At 43.8% G+C, this 18,460-nt stretch carries 17 protein-coding genes; 10 read left to right on the top strand and 7 right to left on the bottom strand.

Annotation, left to right across the window (positions count from 1 at the left end; all coding sequences use genetic code 11):
* Both ACT3QQ_RS11050 and ACT3QQ_RS11045 read right to left on the bottom strand, forming a co-directional pair.
* A partial coding sequence (locus tag ACT3QQ_RS11050; protein WP_444528064.1) for an NADH oxidase occupies positions 1–827 on the bottom strand: 827 nt, incomplete at its 3' end.
* A gap of 121 nt (positions 828–948) precedes the next feature.
* Positions 949–1,626 (bottom strand): glutathione S-transferase family protein, encoded by a 678-nt coding sequence (locus ACT3QQ_RS11045; protein ID WP_444528063.1) that lies wholly within the window; start codon positions 1,624–1,626, stop codon positions 949–951.
* 183 nt (positions 1,627–1,809) lie between these two features.
* Between ACT3QQ_RS11045 and ACT3QQ_RS11040 the strand changes: the two genes are divergently transcribed.
* Positions 1,810–2,721 carry a LysR family transcriptional regulator gene (locus tag ACT3QQ_RS11040; RefSeq protein WP_444528062.1) on the top strand — a complete coding sequence of 304 codons (912 nt, stop codon included), beginning with the start codon at positions 1,810–1,812 and terminating at the stop codon, positions 2,719–2,721.
* A gap of 97 nt (positions 2,722–2,818) precedes the next feature.
* On the opposite strand, the gene ACT3QQ_RS11035 is transcribed toward ACT3QQ_RS11040, so the two are convergent.
* Positions 2,819–3,592: an IclR family transcriptional regulator gene (locus ACT3QQ_RS11035; RefSeq protein ID WP_444528061.1), complete on the bottom strand. Its 774-nt coding sequence runs from the start codon at positions 3,590–3,592 to the stop codon at positions 2,819–2,821.
* A gap of 223 nt (positions 3,593–3,815) precedes the next feature.
* Here ACT3QQ_RS11035 and ACT3QQ_RS11030 point away from each other — a divergent pair, with 223 nt between their 5' ends.
* The 8 genes from ACT3QQ_RS11030 to ACT3QQ_RS10995 all read left to right on the top strand — a co-directional run bounded on the left by ACT3QQ_RS11030 (position 3,816) and on the right by ACT3QQ_RS10995 (position 10,819).
* On the top strand, positions 3,816–4,607 hold the full coding sequence (locus ACT3QQ_RS11030; protein ID WP_444528060.1) for a putative hydro-lyase: 792 nt from the start codon (positions 3,816–3,818) through the stop codon (positions 4,605–4,607).
* Between the two features lie 147 nt (positions 4,608–4,754).
* A complete protein-coding gene (gene accB, locus ACT3QQ_RS11025) occupies positions 4,755–5,279 on the top strand; it encodes an acetyl-CoA carboxylase biotin carboxyl carrier protein (RefSeq protein WP_444528059.1) in 525 nt (174 codons plus the stop codon).
* Positions 5,280–5,347: 68 nt separating this feature from the next.
* On the top strand, positions 5,348–6,694 hold the full coding sequence (gene accC / locus ACT3QQ_RS11020; RefSeq protein ID WP_444528058.1) for an acetyl-CoA carboxylase biotin carboxylase subunit: 1,347 nt from the start codon (positions 5,348–5,350) through the stop codon (positions 6,692–6,694).
* Between the two features lie 86 nt (positions 6,695–6,780).
* Complete coding sequence (gene pxpB / locus ACT3QQ_RS11015; protein ID WP_444523616.1) at positions 6,781–7,434, top strand: 5-oxoprolinase subunit PxpB; 654 nt, start codon at positions 6,781–6,783, stop codon at positions 7,432–7,434.
* A gap of 52 nt (positions 7,435–7,486) precedes the next feature.
* Positions 7,487–8,410: a biotin-dependent carboxyltransferase family protein gene (locus ACT3QQ_RS11010; protein ID WP_444528057.1), complete on the top strand. Its 924-nt coding sequence runs from the start codon at positions 7,487–7,489 to the stop codon at positions 8,408–8,410.
* The gene (pxpA, locus tag ACT3QQ_RS11005) at positions 8,400–9,137 is read left to right on the top strand and encodes a 5-oxoprolinase subunit PxpA (RefSeq protein WP_444528056.1); all 738 of its coding nucleotides are present in this window, start codon (positions 8,400–8,402) and stop codon (positions 9,135–9,137) included. Before ACT3QQ_RS11010 ends, pxpA begins: the two co-directional genes overlap by 11 nt.
* A 49-nt stretch (positions 9,138–9,186) precedes the next feature.
* Positions 9,187–10,374: an NRAMP family divalent metal transporter gene (locus ACT3QQ_RS11000; RefSeq protein WP_444519822.1), complete on the top strand. Its 1,188-nt coding sequence runs from the start codon at positions 9,187–9,189 to the stop codon at positions 10,372–10,374.
* 19 nt (positions 10,375–10,393) lie between these two features.
* Positions 10,394–10,819: an acetyl-CoA carboxylase biotin carboxyl carrier protein gene (locus tag ACT3QQ_RS10995; RefSeq protein WP_444523612.1), complete on the top strand. Its 426-nt coding sequence runs from the start codon at positions 10,394–10,396 to the stop codon at positions 10,817–10,819.
* Positions 10,820–10,983: 164 nt separating this feature from the next.
* On the opposite strand, the gene ACT3QQ_RS10990 is transcribed toward ACT3QQ_RS10995, so the two are convergent.
* The 4 genes from ACT3QQ_RS10990 to ACT3QQ_RS10975 form a co-directional block, all read right to left on the bottom strand.
* Complete coding sequence (locus ACT3QQ_RS10990; RefSeq protein WP_444528055.1) at positions 10,984–13,254, bottom strand: TonB-dependent receptor; 2,271 nt, start codon at positions 13,252–13,254, stop codon at positions 10,984–10,986.
* 185 nt (positions 13,255–13,439) lie between these two features.
* Positions 13,440–14,072: a hypothetical protein gene (locus tag ACT3QQ_RS10985; protein WP_444528054.1), complete on the bottom strand. Its 633-nt coding sequence runs from the start codon at positions 14,070–14,072 to the stop codon at positions 13,440–13,442.
* 202 nt (positions 14,073–14,274) lie between these two features.
* Positions 14,275–14,667 carry a Cu(I)-responsive transcriptional regulator gene (gene cueR, locus ACT3QQ_RS10980; RefSeq protein ID WP_444528053.1) on the bottom strand — a complete coding sequence of 131 codons (393 nt, stop codon included), beginning with the start codon at positions 14,665–14,667 and terminating at the stop codon, positions 14,275–14,277.
* A gap of 97 nt (positions 14,668–14,764) precedes the next feature.
* On the bottom strand, positions 14,765–17,242 hold the full coding sequence (locus tag ACT3QQ_RS10975; RefSeq protein ID WP_444528052.1) for a heavy metal translocating P-type ATPase: 2,478 nt from the start codon (positions 17,240–17,242) through the stop codon (positions 14,765–14,767).
* Positions 17,243–17,652: 410 nt separating this feature from the next.
* Here ACT3QQ_RS10975 and ACT3QQ_RS10970 point away from each other — a divergent pair, with 410 nt between their 5' ends.
* Positions 17,653–18,366 (top strand): DarT1-associated NADAR antitoxin family protein, encoded by a 714-nt coding sequence (locus ACT3QQ_RS10970; protein ID WP_444528051.1) that lies wholly within the window; start codon positions 17,653–17,655, stop codon positions 18,364–18,366.
* Positions 18,367–18,460 lie beyond the last annotated feature (94 nt).

Genomic DNA, 18,460 nt, shown 5'->3' with positions numbered 1-18,460 from the left:
CCGTAGACGCTGTATTCTTCTACATCACGAGTGATAGCGGCTTCCATACAGTTAAGAATATCACTACTTAGCTGACCGCCACCGATAGGGTCAAACGAAATCGTTGCGCCTGTTTCAGCAATCGCTGCTGTTAAGTCAGCAAGGAACGTCTCGCTGCTTGAATTCACCACATATTTTGCGCCCATATCACGCAATAGCGTCTCTTGCTCGTCTCTACGGACGATATTTACTAGGTCTACGCCATCAGCCATACAGATACGGTTTAGCATTTGACCAAGACTAGAAGCGGCTGCGGCATGTACGATGGCTTTGTGACCCTCAGCGCGCATGGTTTCGACCATGGCTAAAGCAGTCAGCGGGTTCACAAAAGAAGAGGCGCCTTCTTTCGCTGTGGTACCTTCTTTTAGTTCCAAGCAGCTCTGTACATTGACGCAATGATACTGACGATACGTACCACCACCGATGACCGCAACCGTTTTACCCATCAATGCTTGTGCAGCATCAGATGATCCTGCTGCGACGACTGTACCTGCGCCTTCATTACCGACTGGCGTGTCCTTGCCAACGCGAGTTTTGACAGATGGCATGAACTTAGCTGGCACGTCAGCGGTGATAACTGGGTTTTCGTCTGTACCAGATTGCGCAGCAGTAGACATATCAGCGACGCTAAATAGAACCGCTAAATCAGATGGGTTCAACGGGGCAGCTTCAATACGAACCACGACTTCGTCAGCACCTGGCTGCGGCATATCAATTTCTTGTAAAGCCAATGTCAGTTTGTTGTCTTCACTGATGGTTGAGGTCAGTTGAATATTTTTGTCAGTCATAAGGTTTGCTCCTGCGAATAGTTAGATTTTTTAGACCAATCCCTTGATGGTATTGGTCGCTTTTTAGATTATTGAGTTTTAGTAATTCTTTTAATGTGGCTAATTTTTATTAGCTCACATTTTATTTAGCGTTGGCGGCTTTGATTTGAGCAGTCACGTGTTGCATAAATTCAGGCATGTTTGCTTGGCTATCTGCTTGAACGCTTTTTGCAATGTCAGTTTCACTCATGGCCTTGTTCCATTCCTTCATACCCTCCACTTCTGCTAATACATCCCACTCCAGCTGAGTAGACCCAAAAGCGTTGACAATAGTATTGACGTAATAAACGTAAATATCAGCCATGGTGAAATGCTCGCCTGCAATCCAAGGCGAAAACTTACATAAGCGATTCATGGCAACAATACCGCGGCTTAATACTTGGCGTACTTCGTCTTTGATTGCGTCTGGTGCTTGAGTACCAGAAAACACATAAGGAATCAGGCGGCGGCTTGGCAGCTCAAAATACAGCTCTGCTATTTTCATAATTTGACGTACAGCCGCGCGTTCTGCTGCATTGTTCGGGTAGAGCGGCTTTTCTGGATATGTTTCCTCAAGGAAGTCACAAATCACGCTCGATTCTGACAGGTTAAATCCATCAGGCATTGTGATAGCAGGCACTTTACCGACTGGGCTGACGGTCAATAGATCGTCACTACCCGCGTATAAAAGGTCTTCTTGAAACGGAATGCCTTTATATAAAAGAGCGTGTTTAACGATGTTGTAGTAGTTGCTTGCTGCAAAACCGTGCAAAGTAATCATAAGTCATTCTTCCATTGTTGACATAAAAGTTATTTTTAATCGTATTTTAATTGCGACGTTCAAGTTAACCACATTATTACTGGTTTTAATGTGGTTATATATAAGGAATAACGTGAATCACTATTGCTTTTAAGACAACAATAAGGCGAAAATACTAAACTATTTACTTAATGGAGAGGTCAGTTGGATCAATTACGTGCCATACGGTATTTTAGCAAAGTTGCTGAAACAGGTAGTTTTACTAAGGCAGCAAGTGCGTTCAAAGTGCCGCCATCGTCATTATCGAGGCGTGTGTCCGATTTGGAAAAAAGTTTGGGCGCGACATTATTAAAGCGCTCGACCCGAGTCGTAAAGCTGACTGAAGTAGGGCAGGTTTATTACAATGATATGCAGCACATATTGAACCAGCTAGAGCAAAGCAAAGAAACGGTGCGCAGTTACCAAACGACGCCCATGGGCCGCTTGCGAATCAGCTCGATGGTGGGTTTTGGTGAAAAGATACTACTGCCATTGTTAGATGAGTTTGGTAAGTTGTACCCAGAGATTGTATTGGATGTCAGTCTCAGTGATGAGCTGTCTGCACTAGGGCGTGACGATGTCGATATTGCGATTCGCGGTGGTTACGCACCAAATGAGCGAGTGATTGCTATTAGGCTCATGGACAATGGGTTTATACCGGTTGCGGCGCCCAGTTATCTGAAGGCTTACGGTGTACCTAGTCATGTAATGGAGTTAAAAGAACACAAAGGACTGTATTTCAAAGCGCCAAATGGGCCAACGCCTTGGCTATGCCACGTGGATGACCAATGGCATGATGTTTCGGGGCCAGCAGTTGCGATCTCAAACAACGGACCATGGTTGGCCAAAAAAGCTTGTAATGGTGAAGGTATTTTAATGTCTACCCACTGGGCATTGTCATCGTATCTTGAATCAGGCGCATTACAGGAGATTAAATTTGAACATCTGTTAGCGATTACGCAACATGCTGATATGGCCGTGTATCTACTGTATCAAAAGCAGCGCTATCTGGTGCCAAAAGTAAAAGCAGCTATCGACTTTTTGGTTGAGAAAATAAAAGTAGGAAGTGAGCGTTGATGTAATGGAAGTGTGCTATCTACAATCGCATTACATTCATATTCACATCAAGGCCTAAGAGGCTTGAGACACAAGAGTCATAGCATATTATGACATGCTACTCATCATATTCATGATTGAAAACAACAGATAACTCGTTGGCCGCCTCTTGCATGACAGGCACATAACTCAGTAGCTCATCCAAAGATTTTCTGACGGTAGGACTATGAGTAAATACCGTGGCGAATGCGGGCTGGTCGCCATTCGGAATCGGGACAGCACAGGCGACCATACCAGGAATAAACTCTTCATTATCTGTCCCTATCTGTGTATTACGTACTTCAGCAATGGACGTCATTAATTGTTTTTTGTCAGTCTGAGTACGAGTCGTGAGCGCCTGTATCGATAGTTTTTCTACAATACGCTCGCACTTATTATCAGCCAACTGCGTCAATAATAATTTACCACTGGCACAGGCCCAGATAGGTACAGTGGTTCCAGTAGGTAACTGTATTTGGACAGGCCAGTCAAATATCACACGATCGATATATACCACTTCTAAGTCTTGCAACACCGCAATCCCTACCGACTCACCAATTTTGGCAGAAAGCTGTTGTAATATCGCCAATCTTTCCGCCTTAAAAGGACTGTTTTTCCATAAGTCTAAAGCTAGGTCATGTGTTCTTTTTCCGCAGGTTACTTTTCCATGCAAATCTAACTGGACAAATTGAAGCGGTTGTAGCTGATTTAACAATCGGTACATACTAGGTACAGGGATGTCCAATGTTTCTGCTAAATCAATAACTCCCATAGGCTTAGGAGATCTGGCCAATACTTCTACGATTTGTAAAACTCGCTCGACGCTTGAGCCCTTTTTTTTGACATTATTCATAGTTTAATTTGTATCCTTAACTGTGTGTTCAATAAGATCAATCATCATGTTTATCGCATATTTCTGTATTCATATCTTGTCATATCGAAATTGTTCTGATAAGTTACATAACGATAATTATAGTTCTCGATATATGAAATAAAATCATAAATAACTATATCAATATAAAACAGATTATAAACTTTTATCTGCTAAAAATAATAAAACGTAAGAGGTTGTAATCATGTTAGATTTAGCAAATATGTCCCCGATGGAGGTCAGAACGTTAATCAGTAACAATGAGCTTAACAAGCCGACGTCTGGCATGTGTAAAGGTCATATACAAGCAAACCTAGTCATAGTGCCCAAAAATTTGGCCTATGATTTTTTATTGTTTGCACAAAGAAACCCAAAATCTTGTCCTGTTTTGGATGTTACTGATGTCGGTAGCGCAGAGCCACGTCTCATGGCAAAAGGCGCAGACTTGAGATCTGATGTCCCAAAGTATCGAGTATATAAATACGGCGAGTTAGTGGCTGAGGTATCAGGTTTAAAAGACTATTGGCGAGAGGATTTGGTCTGCTTTCTGTTAGGATGCAGTTTTTCCTTTGAATCTGCCATGCTAAATGCGTCTATTCCTATCAGGCATATCGAAGACAATCATAATGTGCCAATGTATATCACAAACATAGAAACCGAGCCTGCAGGGCAGTTTCATGGAAAAATGGTGGTCAGCATGCGACCGATACCTTATCCATTAATCACCCGAGCCGTTCAAGCCACTTCTCGATTCCCTCAAGTACATGGCGCGCCTGTCCATATCGGAGACCCTAGCGTCATTGGCATAACAGACATTCATACGCCTGATTTTGGTGATGCATCACGCCTAGAGGAGGGTGAAGTACCTGTATTTTGGGCTTGCGGCGTCACGCCTCAAAGTATTGCAATGACCAGTAAGCCAGAACTCATGATCACACATGCTCCAGGACATATGTTTATCTGTGACCCAAAGGATGAAGATTTGGCAGTGTTATAATTTTAACGCCTATACCGCTAAATAAAAAATGCTCAAAAGTAAGACTCTAGCTATATAAATTACATTGCAAGTATCTAAGTATCTGTTTTTACATCGCACAAGTTTTTATAAAACATAATTATTCACTCTAATGGAACAGCCAATAATATGAATATTAATTTTACGGATTTAGAAAAGCTGATTAAGATCGCAGAAGACGCTGATATACAATCGCTAGAAGTGACTGATGGTGATGCTCGTATTTCTATCGTTTGTCAGGCCAATGGCAATGAAAATAACAATCATATCGGCAATACTTCCCACTCGAAAATTTCTCAATTAGACTCACAAACGACAGAATCCCATAATAACATTGCTAATAATAGCAGTGCAGACAACCACTCTATTGATGAAACAATGACCACAGAGGTCGCCAATTCCTCTAGCGCTTCATCACAAGTATTGGCCCCTATGCTTGGTACTTTTTATCTTCGTCCTGAGCCGTCAGCTGAAGTGTTCTTTAAGGTAGGTGATCAGGTAACAGCAGGGCAGACGCTATGTATCATTGAAGCCATGAAGATGATGCATGAGGTAAAGGCAGAAGCTGATGGTACGATTCAAGAGATTCTGATCGATGAAGGTGATGTCGTGGAATATGCACAGCCCTTATTTATTATAGCGCCAGGTAGTTAAAGCTGCTCAATATTGTATGGACGCTGCACAAGCACTGTATTTGACACTATATCTTTAAGGGAATAAACATGTTCACAAAAATCTTAATTGCCAATCGCGGCGAGATTGCGCTACGTATCATCCGAGCTTGTAAGCAGCTAGGTATTCAATCTATCATTGCTCACTCTGAGTCTGATAAAGACTCGTTACCCGTACGCCTAGCCGATGAAGCAATATGCATCGGACCTGCCAATGCTACCCACAGCTATCTGAATCAAAGAGCGCTGGTTTCTGCGGCAAAAATCACCAACGCGCAGGCCATCCATCCAGGCTATGGTTTTTTGTCAGAAAATGCGGACTTTGCTGCTTTGGTTGAAGACTCAGGTCTCGTTTTTATCGGCCCAACGGCTGATAACATCAGAAACATGGGTGACAAGGTTGAAGCCAAAAAGCAAATGACTATGGCTGGCGTGCCCTGTGTGCCGGGTTCTGATGGCGCTTTGCCTGCTGATTCAGAGCAAGTTATCAAAATGGCGAGTGACGTTGGTTATCCAGTCATTATTAAGGCCGCAAGTGGCGGCGGCGGGCGTGGTATGCGCGTGGTCGAAAAAGAAGCTGATTTGCTCTCTGCTATCTCTATGACGCAAACAGAGGCCAAAGCCAATTTTGGTAGCGATATCGTTTATCTTGAAAAATATCTACAAGCACCTCGCCATGTCGAAGTACAAGTTATGTCCGATACCCATGGTAATGCGATTTATTTAGGTGAGCGTGATTGCTCGATGCAGCGTCGTCATCAAAAAGTGATTGAAGAAGCCCCAGCACCCGGTATTACCGAAGAGCAGCGCCGTACAATTGGTCAAGCCTGTGTCACCGCTTGCGAGCAAATGCAGTATAGAAGCGCAGGCACGTTTGAGTTTTTATACGAAAATGGCGAGTTCTTCTTTATCGAAATGAATACCCGTGTGCAGGTTGAGCACACCATTACTGAGATGGTGACGGGTGTTGATATCGTGCAGGAGCAAATAAGAGTGGCGGCAGGGCTCGCGCTGGCTTACAAGCAAAGCGATATCGCCATTACCGGACATGCCTTTGAATGCCGTATTAATGCTGAAAACGCGCAGACGTTTTTGCCAAATGCTGGACGCATAGACTACTGCCATATGCCAGCAGGATTTGGTATCAGAGTAGATAGCCATGCTGAGTCAAACTATACCGTGCCGCCATCTTATGACAGTTTGATTGCCAAGATCTGTGTACAAGATCGCTCAAGAGAAAAAGCGATAGAAAAAATGCGTGCGGCACTATCGGAGGCGCAAATTACAGGCATTGATACCAATATTGGTTTGCATCAACGTCTGTTTGAAGATGAGGTGTTTTGTCAGGGTCAAATGAGCATTCATTATTTAGAAGAGTGGATACAAGACAATATATAAATCATCTCTTTTCTTACTTATTTATATCTTTCATCTTTACCGAAATAAAAGCCAAATTTAGCTAAAAAGTAATGGAGTGCGTGCTAATGGAACTACAATGGCAAATATGCAGTGAAACCAATCTAGCGCTGTTTTTCCCTAAACCGACCACCTTAGAAAAACAACAAAAATGCTGGGCTTTATCAGACAGTATCCAAAAAATGCCAGAAGTCATCGAAGTGGTGATTGGTATGAATACGCTCAGTGTATTCACCGTACCATTAACTTGGGCTGAGCTGACTGCTTTTAGAGATAAGCTGGCAGAACTGCTCAATGACATCCCTTCAAAAACCATCCAAGGTAAGCACGTCGAGATACCCGTGCATTACGGTGGCAAATATGGCCCCGATCTAGCGGCCATGGCGGATGATCTAAACCTTTCAGTTGAAGCCGTCGTCGATCTACATACTAAAGCCACTTATACCGTTTACTTCATCGGTTTTCAGCCAGGATTTCCTTATCTTGGTGGCTTGTCTGAGTCGCTATACTTCCCAAGGCATGCCATTCCTAGAACCCAAGTGCCAGCAGGCTCAGTGGGTATCGGCGGCGAGCAGACAGGGGTTTATCCTTTTGATTCTCCAGGCGGTTGGCAGCTACTAGGTCAGACGGATACTGCTTTATTTGACTTGACCAAGTCCGCGCCAACGTTGCTGAACGCTGGTGATACCTTGACCTTTACCGCGATTGATATTCATCAATAAGCGGTAAATAAAAGCCACATAAATTCAGAAGATATACAGACAGGTGGTATCGATGAAAATTTTAACCGCAAATGCTCTTGCCAGTATTCAAGGTTCGGGACGACTGGGTTACCGAAGCATGGGTGTGGGTAGAAATGGCGTGATGGACAGCTGGGCGCTACAAGCTGGTAACGCTTTAATGAAGAACGAGGCAAACGAACCTGCTATTGAAATAGCCCTCGGTGAGCTAACCATAAAGTTTGAAGAAAACGTCAGCTTTTGCTTAACCGGTGCTTTATACGAGGCCTATCTAGACGACAAGCGTATTCCTTGTTATTGGCGTATCAATGCGACCGCTGGGCAGACGCTCAAGCTTTTGCGTCCGTTACAAGGTATGTATACCTATCTATGTGTGCACGGTGGTTTTGATATTGAGCCAGTATTACAGTCAGTCAGCACCAATCTAAAAGCCAAATTTGGCGGATTTGACGGCCGATATCTAAAAGCCGATGACAGATTAACGGTAAAAACCGAATCAAACCTGCCTGTCATTGGCGTTGCCCGCATTGCCCCAACCGATGTCATTAGAGTGATAAAGAGCAGCGAATATGATTGCTTCACTGAGTCGTCGCAACATGCGTTTGAGGCCCAGCCTTGGAAACTACAAACCAGTAGTAACCGTATGGGCTATCGTTTAGACGGGGCAACCGCGCTTGAATTTAGTAAGCCAGTAGAAATGAGCTCGCATGGTGTCGATATGGGTATGATTCAGGTGCCACCGCAAGGGCAACCGATTATTTTGATGGCAGATGGGCAAACGACGGGCGGCTATCCAAAAATTGCTACCGTTATCAATGCTGACATAGGTCTGATGGCACAGATTAGGTTTGGCAAAGCCTGCCAGTTCGTCGTTGTATCACTAGAGCAAGCGTTAAAAGAACAGCAAAAAAGACAACACTATATCGATCAAATAAAGGAGTATGCCAATGAAAATTGATTTGAATGCTGATGTGGCAGAAGGCTGCGGGCAAGATGATAAGTTATTAAAGATAGTCAGCTCAGCCAACGTCTGCTGTGGTCTTCACGCAGGTTCCTATAGCGAGATGTTAGCCACATTGCAATTGGCCAAAGAAAACAACGTGAGCGTAGGCGCGCATCCTGGTCTAAACGACAGAGAAAACTTTGGCCGTATTCATGAGCCACTCAGTGAATCTGAATATCGTGCCTTGTTAGCATACCAGCTGGGTGCGACCAAAGCGCTCTGTGATTTGGTCGGTGTGACTCTAGACTACGTCAAGCCGCATGGTGCGCTGTACAACCAAGCCGCTATTGATGAGGGTTTATCAGATATTTTGGTCAGTGAAATCAAACGATTTGATCCAAGCCTAAAAGTCATGGGTCTGTCTGGGGGTTATTTGGTTAAAGCAGCTAAGAAGCATGGTTTAGAAGCCATATCAGAAGTGTTTGCCGATAGAAACTATGAAAAAGACGGCTCGCTGGTCTCTCGTAGCAAAGACAACGCCTTAATCACCGATACAGATGAAGCCGTTAAGCATGTCTTACAAATGGTCACTGAAGGGACAGTTACTAGCAGCTGTGGTCAGACCGTACCTGTAGAAGCACAAAGCATCTGTCTACATGGCGATGGTGAGCATGCTATTTTATTTGCACAAGAAATAAAGAAACAGTTAGAGCTCAAAGGAATCACTATCTCTGCCAAATAAATATCCGCCCCCTAACAACTAAACAACCTCATACAGAGCAAGGATATTTATGAGTACTCTAAAAAAACACAACACCGCCATTTTAGGCGCGGCCTTTCTGATGGCGACATCAGCGGTAGGGCCAGGATTTTTGACCCAAACCGCCACTTTCACCGAAAGTCTCATGGCAAGTTTCGGTTTTGTTATCTTAATATCTATTATCATGGACATTGGCGTTCAGCTAAACGTTTGGCGCATCGTTGCTGTTTCTAAAAAACGTGCACAGGAAATCGCTAACTTGGTGTTTCCTGGTGTCGGTTATTTGCTCGCTTTCTTGATTATTGCAGGTGGTCTTGCTTTCAATATTGGTAATATTGGTGGGGCTGGACTTGGTATGCAGTCCATGTTCAACATATCACCTATCACGGGTGCGCTGATCAGTGGTGTGATTGCTGTTGCTATCTTTTTGGGCCGAGAAACTGGCCCTATGATGGATAAATTTGCCCAGTTGATGGGCTTTATCCTGATTGTGTTGATTATTTATGTGGTCTTTAAGTCTGATCCGCCACTAGCAGAAGCTGCCAGTAAGACGATCATGCCGGACAAAATTGATGCCGTCGCTATCGTGACGCTCGTTGGTGGCACGGTTGGTGGCTATATTACCTTCTCAGGTGCGCATCGCTTATTAGAAGCAGGTGTGAGCGGAGAAGAGAATTTAGGCTCAGTCACCAGAAGCTCAGTTTCGGGTATTTTGATTGCTTCTGTAATCCGCGTATTTTTATTCCTTGCGGTATTAGGTGTGGTGTCTCAAGGCTTTGCATTAGATCCTGCCAACCCAGCGATGTCGCCTTTTGAGTATATTTTAGGAAACGCCGGTAAAGTTATTTTTGGTATGGTGATTTGGGCGGCTTCTGTGACCTCAGTGATTGGTGCTGCTTATACTTCTGTGTCTTTTATGACCAACTTTCATCCGTTTATTGAGAAGCATAAACGCTACTTCATTATTGGCTTTATTGTTGTCTCGACACTGGTGTTCGCGACTATCGGTAAACCTGCCCAAGTATTGGTATTGGTTGGTACACTAAATGGCTTGGTATTGCCTATTGCCATGATAATCATCCTGATTGCCGCCTACAGAAAAAATATTGTTGGCAATTATAAGCATCCGATTTGGATTGCAGCATTTGGCTGGTTAATCGCCATCGTTATGAGTATTCTGAGTGCCATGACCATTGCTAAATATCTAGGTATGAGTTAACTGTTAATTTAAGGAGTTTATGATGGATATAGAGCAAATAGCACGTGTGGTCAAAATGGTTGAGAGTAGTCAGTTGCACGAAGTCACGATTGCAGATAATGGTCAATCTATCAAGGTGGTGAATAGTTTAGGCGAGCAGAGTAATGTCAGCGCCAATCCTATAGACACTACAGCTACTCATGAGCCAGAACAGCAGAGTAGTGATGCCGTACAAATATCTGCAACCTATGTAGGGCAGATCTACTTAAGTGAAGACGACACAACAGAAAACCTAGTCAAAGAAGGCGACCATATTCAAAAAGGTCAAACCATCTGCTTTATTGATGAATTGACCCGTTTGCAGCCAGTGATTAGTAATAAAGAAGGTATTGTCATGGCTGTCTTGGTCGAAAGTGGTCAGAATGTTGAATACGGACAGCCTATCTTCGAGTTAGCCCGCAGTTAAAGGTAATTAATGTAGTTTTAGCTAAATCGAAATAAAAAACCCTTCAAGCGACAACTGATGCTTGAAGGGTTTTTTTACGCTTAATATTAAAAAAGAAGCCAAACCCATTATATTTTGGCTTATTTTTAGAGTTAGTGATTTAGTGATAGAACGCGAGTTTTCAATTAAAATTTATAGTTGACGCCCATGTAAAACGAACGACCCGCGCCAGGTACGGCAGTGCCCCAGTTAGAGCCGGTAGTTAGCTCGTTATTGATGCCCATAGTGCTGCCTTGACCCATATAAGACCCGCCCAGTGGCAATGCGTAGTTTTTGTCCAACACATTATCAATACCTGCCTCAACGCTAACCGCATCCCATTGGTAGCCAGTGCTTAGGTTTAATAAACCATAGCCCGCTGTTTTAATCTCATTACGCGGCGTTGATACTTTGTTTTTAGCGGCTACAGCAACCACTTCAACTTGGTTTTTCCAGTTATTGTTTTCATGATTGAGCGCAATACTGGCATTGAGTGGCATGATATTGTAAAGATGAGAACCTGTATCTTTGTTTTTGCCATTGGTGTAGCTCAGCGATCCAGCCAGTCCCCAATCACCCCAAGCGTTCGATGCTAAGTCGCGGTCCGCTATGATATCGATGCCGTATATTCTGGCATCTTGGTTGGTATAACGCATCACGTTATATTGATTGGCTGTCTGAGTGGTTGCGGCAGTGTTGTTTGCTGAATCCCACTGTACGGCATCAACGTAATCATCGATGTGCGAGTAATAAGGCGTTGCTTTTATGCCCCAGTTATCATCGCCACCGCGCCAGTCAAATGTCATGGATAGCGTATTAGATTTTTCAGGTTTTAGATTGGGATCACCGAAATATCCATTACCATCACTCACAGTGTTATTCATGATAGAGGCCATGCCCCATGTCGACCATGTATACCGTTCGTATAGGCTAGGGGTGCGCTCTTTGTGTGAAGCCCCAAATTCGATAGAGCTGTTGTCGCTCATATCGTAGCGTGCAATGGCAGTGGCGTCGACATTATTGTCAGTGGTGCTACGGTCACTGGCATTAAAGATGGCGCTATCGCGGCCTTGGTTGGTCATCATCATTGAGTTGTAGCCACTGACCTCATCAGCACTGGTGCGTACGTTTTCGTAACGAGCACCCAACTGTGTGGTCCACTGTGGCGCTATTTGTTTTTCCCACTCAGCATAAACACCGATACGTTCGCGTTCGCCATTATTGATATTTTGAAACTCATTAGGTCCCATCATGCCAGTACCAGAGGCGGGCCATAAATCATCGAGTGTATAGTCTTGATACTCGGCGCCTACGGTCACTGTACTTTGGTCAGCTAAATCAACGATACCCTTAAGGTTAGCGCCGATGGTCTCACTGTCAGTATACATCGGCATGCCAGCGGCTGTACCGTATAAGAACTGTTTGTCCTCACCAAAGTTCATATAGTGTTCGACGTCTTCGTGGTAAGCCTGTGCTTCTAACTGACCCCAGTTTAACTCACCTTTATAGCGCAGGTTCACTCTATCGAGCTGGTTGTCTAGCATGTCCATACGCTGGTTTGGGTACAGCTCTTCTGGCACGTGTTGCCATAGGTAAGTACCTTGTAGCAGATGATCTCCATTTTGATAAGCCACATCGACAGACTGAGTTTGGCTCTCAAAAGCCGTCGAGCCAACTTCATCTTTCGCCAAACTTTGACCGCTGCCACTTGCATCAGTATAAGTTTTAAAGTCACCACCAGCATCGTAGTTGTCTGATTTTGCATAGCTGCCTTTATACGACAGGCTTAGTACGTCATTAGCGATGGTGGTTTCAACGTTGGCGCCGTAGCCATTGCCGTTGCTGCGATAGAATGCACCCACTTCACCTGAGGTCACAACGGTACTGTCTTCTGAGAATGTTGGTTCTGCTGATTCTACGATAATGGTACCGCCGATACTATTACCACCGACACTCACGGGTGTGACGCCTGCATAGACAGTGGTTTCTTCGACTGCGCTCGGTGAGATATAGGATAGGGGTGAGTTCATGCTGTTTGGACAAGAGGCGATTGAGTCGACACCATCTACTAAGATGCGCAGACGGTTATCAGCCAGCCCTCTAATCACTGGTAGGTTTGAGATGCCACCTGCACTTTGGACATTGATACCAGGGATTTTGGTCAAAATCGTGGCAGTATCACTGGTCGCTGCTTGCTGGTGGTTGATATCATTTTGATTAAGCGTCGCAGAGGTCCCGAGACTATTGGCGCCTGACGCGCTTGCCTCTACGGTAATAGCTGGCAGGTAAGCCATTGGCATATCATCATTAGAATGATCTTCGCCATTGTGCGCGTATGCGCTACTGATTTGAAACAGGGCCACTGCCAAAACGCTAAGTCTTAATGCAGGTGCCGTACTTTTTGATAGATGTTGCATAGTACTCTGTCCTGAAAACTTTGAAAAACACGTGATAAAGGGGATTGTATTTTCGGTTATCAGTCATAGCGGTGATTCAACATTTTTATGTTCGATGCTTCTGCGTTTGATATCTGGAATAAAGTATCGACCGCACGAAGCCGACAATCAAACATCGAAAGTTGAATGCCTATAGTAATGACTGATTATGTTTGCAGGATAGGAGGCGGTGCACGTGATAACGGCCGAACGAAGCTAGCGACATAAGAACTCGCTTCATCGGATCTTATGGCCATTATGGTAGTGATAGGCTCAATGAGAGAGGGCTTGTTTAACTTGATAAGAGAGGGGAGAAGCGCTGCCGCCACTGTCGTACAAAGACCACAGCGACTGTGATGTCCGTTATTGGACTCGGAGCGTTGAGTGCTAACGTGATACTGTAAATTTGGTGATGTCGCTGGTGCAACAGTGACGTCGATAACCTTCGACTCTGCGTCAGCTACTGTGGATAGCGATTTAGAAGTAGATGTGTCATAAAAATATAACTGGTGGGCAGCACTGTCATGAGGTGATGTGCGATTGGTTTGAGCAATATCGGCTTTGATTCGCTCATACTGCTCAACCGCAGATATGATAGGCGCCAGCTCAACATGCAAATTATGACTTAAATGAGGGTGATGTTGATTATCAACATCATCAATACTGCTATCCCATAGCGTGGCTAAAAATGGCGACGCATGTATCAACCATGCAAAACAAGCAAGCAACATGCCCGTCCACATCACCCTCGCCGACAGTGCGGTGCGGCGTCGTACAATGTGAGTGTGTTTTGATGTCATGGTAGATTCATTACATAAGTCTTGCACAGGGAGTATTGATCTGAATCGAACAGATATTGATACGTTATGATAAGTTAACTTAACAAAACTTATTAACAATACTATTGTAAGTTAATTGACTTACTTTATACAAGATACAAGCGGCATGTTCTTAAAAATATGTGGAGATGTCATATACAGAGGTATAGCTGATATATTTGCTCTATTTGACTTGTCCAAGATCCTCCAAGATAGCGCAATCTGCATTATCATCACCTGCACAGTTATCAAAAGAGTTCTGTAGAGCGTCGACCATTTCCTGCAATTGAGCAATTTTTTGATTTAATGTTTCTATATGCTCTTGTGTTAACTGCTTAACATCCGCGCTCTGACGATTGGTGTTTTTGCGCAGATACAGCAATTCTTTCATTTGCTTGGAAGAGAACCCCAAGTCACGAGAATGTCTCAAAAAGCATAAGTCGTCTATATCTTCCTTAGAGTACAAACGATAACCTGCATCCGATCGATGCACCGTTTCTAACAAGCCAATCTGCTCATAGTAGCGAATCATTTTTGAAGAGATGCCTGACTGCTTTGATGCTTGACCAATATTCATAATTATCCTTCTAACTTGAAAAGGGACTTAAATAGCAAAAGGGTTTAAATAATCTGTGTATCTAAACCCTATATGGATATGCTTTACGATTCTATATTTACTCTGTAATGGTAGGTGCTTTGAAATACTTCAAGCGTAGCGCATTACCTAGTACGAATACAGAAGACAGCGCCATGGCGGCAGCCGCAAAAATGGGCGATAGCAATATACCGAACGCGGGATATAAAACGCCTGCTGCAATCGGAATCAAGGCGACATTATAGACAAACGCCCAAGCCAGATTTTGTCTGATATTGCTGATAGTCGCCTTGCTTAAGGCAATCGCGGTAGGTACACCTTGTAAGCTACCTGACATGAGTACAACTTCAGCAGCCTCAATGGCCACGTCTGTACCTGTGCCAATCGCTAAGCCAACATCAGATTGGGCGAGTGCAGGAGCATCATTGATACCGTCACCCACAAATGCTACTTGGCCATATTGTTCTTGTAGCTTACGTATCGCATCTACTTTTCCTTCAGGTAATACTTCTGCTACTACTTGATCGATATTTAATTTGTTGGCAATAGCCTGTGCAGTATGGCGATTGTCACCAGTAATCATGGCTACTTTTAAGCCCAGCTGATGTAATGCTGCGATGGCAGTATGCGTCGTTTCCTTAATAGGATCGGCAACGGCAACAATAGCGGCCAACTGCTCATCTATCGCGATATAAATAGGGGTTTTACCTTCTTGCCCCAAACGTAGCGCATCCTGCTCAAAAGGTGCGACATTAAGACCCAATTGCTGCATGTAACGATCTGCGCCAATGTGAATCACTTGTCCAGATACGCTTGCTTGAATCCCTAAGCCTGTCATCGCCTCAAAGTTAGTAACAGGGAGTAATTGAATGTCTTGTTGCTCTGCGGCTTGCACAATAGCCAGTGCAATTGGATGCTCAGACTTTGCTTCAACTGACGCTAGCACACGTAAGACTTTTTCTTTCTCAAACCCTTGCTGAACTTGAAAATCCGTTAACGTAGGTTTGCCTTCGGTCAATGTCCCTGTTTTATCAACGGCAACCACGCTCACTTCTTGTAGCGACTGTAGTGCTTCACCTTTACGGAATAACACACCCAGCTCTGCACCGCGCCCTGTACCAACCATAATAGAGGTAGGAGTGGCCAGTCCCATTGCACAAGGGCAAGCAACAATAAGTACCGCAACGGCATTAATCAAACTAAAAGTTAATGCTGGATCAGGGCCGAAAATCAACCAAACGATAAAAGTCAGCGCGGACAAGAACATCACCGTTGGTACAAACCACATAGTGACTTTATCCACCAACGCTTGAATCGGTAGCTTAGAGCCTTGGGCTTGTTCTACCATACGAATGATTTGCGCCAGCACAGAGTCTTCGCCGATGGCTGTTGCGTGGATATTCACAGTACCATTTTGGTTGATAGTACCGCCGACCACTTGATCACCGGCTTGTTTTTTTACCGGAACCGGCTCACCCGTAATCATAGACTCATCGATATAACTGTGACCGTCGATCACCTCGCCATCGATAGGGACACGCTCACCTGGACGAATCTCAACTATCATTTGTGCGGTGATGTCTTCGACAGGGATTTCGACAACTTTACCATCTTGCTGTACACGAGCCGTCTTTGCCTGCATGCCCACCAAGTGTTGAATGGCTTCAGAAGTGCGGCCTTTGGCTTTTGCCTCAAAATAACGGCCCAATAAAATCAAGCTCACAATCATAGCAGCGGCTTCGTAATAGACATGTACCGTACCGTCAGGTAGGACTTGCGGCATAAAGGTTGCTATAAGAGAGAACCCATAAGCCGCGATGGTACCAATTGCCACTAGCGAGTTCATATCAGGGGCAAAACGCAATAAGGCTGGCATGCCTTTTTGATAAAAGCGGCGCCCTGGAAAGAGTAATACCAGTGTGGTTAATACAAATTGTATCAGCCAACTTTGCTGAGTACCGAGGTTATTCACCACCCATGTATGAAAGGCGGGAATCATATGTGATCCCATTGATAAAATGAATACGGGCAATGACAACAGGACAGACAGACCTAAATCTCGTTTGAGCTGCTTTTGCTTCGAGGTTTTCTTTTCCTGTTGCTCACCTTGATCTGGTTTTACCAGTTTGGCCTCATAGCCTGCTTTTTTGACAGCCTCAATCAGATCGTTTGTGTTGATTTTGGTGTTCGCTTGTATCAAGGCTCGTTCGGTTGCAAGATTGACGCTGGCTTGTTGTATGCCTGATATTTTCTTTAGAGATTTTTCAACGCGTCCAACACAAGAAGCACAGCTCATGCCTTCTATTGATAGCTCAATCGGTTCAATTGGCGTTACTTTATAGCCTGCGCGTTCTACCGCTGTGTTTAGCTGGGTAACATCTAAAGGTTGAGAGGCGTATATCGTTGCTTGTTCAGTCGCAAGATTTACCTCAGCGTTTTCCACGTGTTCAATCTTTTTTAATTGTTTTTCAATACGCCCGACACAAGAGGCACAACTCATGCCTTCAATGCTCAGAACTTCTTGATGGGTAGGGGTTTCGGTGTTTATTGTTTTCATAACAACCTCTGTCGTTTTTAATTCTATTTTCAAATCTATAGCGACAGCATATAGGTTGACATCATGGTAAGGTCAAGCGAATTTACTTAAATATTTACAAACATATTTATAGTAGCGTCTGATACTTGTCGTTAAGTCCAAAATAGCTCAATTATGGTTTATTGTTGGAGGTATGGATGCATTAATTCTAAAATAGGGCAGGATAAATGACGGATAATAAGATAAACTTCCCCGCGAGCGCTGATAGGGGTTAATAACTCTTGATGAAATCACTACGTTTGACTGCTAGCGAACAAAAACCAATAATAAATAACGCTAGCAATGACGGAATACGTCGTCAAAAGTATGTGAAGTCAGCACAGTTACAACAAATTCTTTATATAAAACCATTGATATCAAGGCACATTCCTATGGAACAAGAACAGAACGCTGTAGAGCATAAACCTGTATTCATGCCCAAAGTCAACAGTGACAATCTGGTAAAAACAGACATGGTTAGAGTTGAACGGCATGTGGGGTTTTCTAGCAGACAAAAGAAAAAAACCATCAATGACTTACATCAAGTCATACGTAAAAAATATGGGTTTAAGCACGTATTAGAGCTGTCTAGCAAATCTGGTAATAAGCTGAGTTTTCCGCTAAGTCCATTCAGTCTAAAAATCACCGATGAGCATGATGGTAACTCATATAGTGTCGAAAATGTCTTTCAAGCCAGTATGGTTTTTGAAGATGGTGGTCCTTATCTTGACTTGTTAACTGTAGCGCCAAGACAAGCCAGAAAAGATGAACGATTAATGACGTCAGGGGAGCTCATTGGCTACAATTATTTCGGTATGCAGTGGGGCGTAGAGCCGTTGACGACGTTTTATGACTGGCTATATGTGAATGCGCTCAAGCAAAACCCTCAGCTGCATGAGGAAGTAATACAATATCAAGGGTTTACTGATATTACTTTTAATCCTAAAAAATCTATTCATAGTGCGGCGTATGCATTAGCACTATTTGTAGCACTGCATAAACGAGAGTTGCTTGACAATGTAGCAGATCCAATGGCGTTCTATGATTTATGCAATGAGTTTAAAGTCAGTAATACTGAGCATCTACTAGAAGAAGGTTGGATTTAATCGTCAAATCAGATCGCTTACGTTTGCTTGAGCCAAAAGCTGCGATATATGATGTGTCGTGGCTTTTTTTCTGTCCTATGTTTCAAGCTATTAG

Origin of the sequence: Psychrobacter sp. AOP7-A1-24, from assembly GCF_052376235.1 — a bacterium.
In the GTDB taxonomy this organism is placed as follows: domain Bacteria; phylum Pseudomonadota; class Gammaproteobacteria; order Pseudomonadales; family Moraxellaceae; genus Psychrobacter.
Note: the sequence above shows the minus strand (reverse complement) of the source record. Positions and strands in the feature narration are given on the sequence as shown.